The 1,637-nt window shown below is 74.8% G+C and carries 3 protein-coding genes; all 3 read right to left on the bottom strand.

Annotated elements, in window-relative coordinates; translation table 11 throughout:
* The coding region (locus H5J29_RS31850; RefSeq protein ID WP_181784628.1) for a trimeric intracellular cation channel family protein at positions 1-483 on the bottom strand (483 nt) is incomplete at its 3' end.
* Complete coding sequence (locus tag H5J29_RS31855; protein ID WP_220188193.1) at positions 462-1,265, bottom strand: endo alpha-1,4 polygalactosaminidase; 804 nt, start codon at positions 1,263-1,265, stop codon at positions 462-464. The genes H5J29_RS31855 and H5J29_RS31850, both read right to left, overlap by 22 nt.
* Positions 1,232-1,637: spherulation-specific family 4 protein (locus H5J29_RS31860; protein ID WP_220188194.1), on the bottom strand; the 406-nt coding region annotated here is incomplete at its 5' end. The genes H5J29_RS31860 and H5J29_RS31855, both read right to left, overlap by 34 nt.

Consider the following 1,637-nt stretch of genomic DNA (forward strand, 5'->3'; position numbering starts at 1 on the left):
CGCGTAGACGTCGGACCGCAGGACGAGGGGGACGCCGCCGAGCAGGACGTCTCGCATCACGCCCCCACCCACCCCGGACACCGTCCCGAGCAGGGCGGCGAGCAGCGGGGACATCCCGTGGTCGACCGCCTTGGCCGCGCCGACCACGGCGAACAGGGCGAGCGCGGCGGCGTCGAGCGGGATGAGGACCTCCCGCGGCACGTCCCGGACCAGCCCGTACAGCACCACCACGACCCCGCCGCCCGCGAACGCCGTGACGGGGTAGGCGAGGTCGCGGAACGCGGCGGGCGGGGTGTCGCCGAGCAGGACGTCGCGGACGATGCCGCCGCCCACCGCCGTCACGAAGGAGAGGACGAGCACCCCGAAGACGTCGAGGCCCGCCGCGGCGGCGGTCAGCCCGCCCTGCAGGGCGAACAGCCCGGTTCCCGCGAGGTCGACGGGGCGGAGCAGGTGGGCAGGTCTCAGGCGTGGGCGACCGGGCACGCCTGCACCTCTTCCGTGAGGTCCAGCGGCTTGCGGATCGACAGGAAGCCCGGCGGGGCGGGGCAGAAGTCGGTGAGCGGCAGCTCGTACTCCACGTGCAGGACGGGTTTGCCCTGGTCGACGAAGGGCTGCAGCGCGTCGCACTCGTCGAACTCGGCGCACTGCTCGTTCACCGCGAAGTCGAAGGCGTCGACCAGGTCGGGCACCTGGCCCAGGTCGTTCTTCAGCCCCACCGTGAGCCCGCGCTCGTGGGCCAGCTCGGCGAGCATCCGGTTGAACGCGAGCTGGTCCACCGCCGTGAGGTCGAAGCCGGAGTCGTTGGCGTAGCCGTCGACGTTGTCCGGCTCGACGCCGTCGAACCCCTTCTCCCTGCACAGGTCGAACCGCGCGGCGAGGAAGGGGCGCAGCTCGGCGGCGCGGGAGACGTCGAGCCAGCTCTCGCCGGGCCAGTCGTCGAGCGGGGCGCCGATCAGCTCCGCGGGCACCGCGCCGACGTCCGGGCGCCAGCTCTCGACGGCTCCGGCGTTGAGGTAGCAGATCACCGTGCGGCCCTGGGCCTTCAGCGCGGCGACCGTCTCGGCGGGGGTGTCGAACAGGTCGACGTCGAACGTGCCCGCCTCGACCGCCGTGTCGACCCGGCCCTTGAGCTGGTACTGCCAGGTCCCGCTCGCCGGGGGCGCGGCCACGGTCCCCCCGGAGCACGCCACCACCACGCCGGTGGCCGCCAGCGCGACACCGATCCGCCACCTCATCCGGGCCATCCGCCCGGCAGTCCGTCCCACGGGTTCGGCATCCTACGGTCGGTCGCGTAGGCCAGGGAGGCCCCCAGCTCCGCGGCGCGCCGAAGGACCGCGGGTTGAGCCGTTCGCGGCACCCCGTGCACGAGGTGCCAGGTCCGTCCGGCGGGATCGGGACCGGTCAGCGCGCGGTGCGCGGCCCAGTCCCCCTCGAACGTCACGACGACCGCGGCGAGCGCCAGGTAGCCCGGGTCCGGCCGGACGCCGGGGTTGAGCAGCAGCGGCCGCGGCAGCCGGGCGGCCAGCCCCGCGTAGTGGGCCAGGTGCTCCGGTCCCGAGGTCACCCGGTCCAGGAACACCGCCTCGACACCGTGCAGCGCGCGGTGGGCGGCGGCCTCCGCGAGCACCTCGGCCGCG

The organism is Pseudonocardia pini, assembly GCF_013870575.1.
Lineage (GTDB): Bacteria > Actinomycetota > Actinomycetes > Mycobacteriales > Pseudonocardiaceae > Pseudonocardia > Pseudonocardia pini.